This is a genomic window from Streptomyces sp. SID13031 (genome assembly GCF_010548305.1).
Classification (GTDB): Bacteria; Actinomycetota; Actinomycetes; order Propionibacteriales; family Kribbellaceae; genus Kribbella.
Genome location: NZ_JAAGLV010000122.1, coordinates 1 through 388, shown reverse-complemented (window position 1 = coordinate 388; position 388 = coordinate 1). Strand labels below are relative to the sequence as shown.

Here is a 388-nt window from a genome sequence, read left to right as displayed (position 1 = left end):
ACCGGGTGCAGACCACCTCGCGCGCCGTGCCGTGGAGTTCGACGACCTTACGGGCGGACAGCCCGGCCGCCTGGTGCAGTCCGTCCACGTTCTGGGTGATGACCCGCACCGGGGTGCCGGACCGCTCCAGCGCGGCCACCGCGCGGTGGGCCGCGTTGGGCTCGGCGTCCCACGTCGCGCTGGTGCGGCGCATCTGCCAGGAGCGCCGGCGGATCTCCGGATCGGCCATGTAGAAGTCGTACGTGACGAGCTTCACGGCCTCCGGGTCCTTCCGCCAAAGGCCTTGCGGCCCACGGTAGTCGGGGATGCCGGAGTCCGTGGACACACCGGCGCCGCTGAGGATCGCGACGAGAGTCATGAGCCGAGCGTACGGACGGCCCGCGCCGCC

At 72.4% G+C, this 388-nt stretch carries 1 protein-coding gene; it reads right to left on the bottom strand.

Features of this window, described 5'->3' with window-relative positions:
• Positions 1-358: Sir2 family NAD-dependent protein deacetylase (locus G3I17_RS39525; protein ID WP_343238574.1), on the bottom strand; the 358-nt coding region annotated here is incomplete at its 3' end.
• Positions 359-388: the final 30 nt, after the last annotated feature.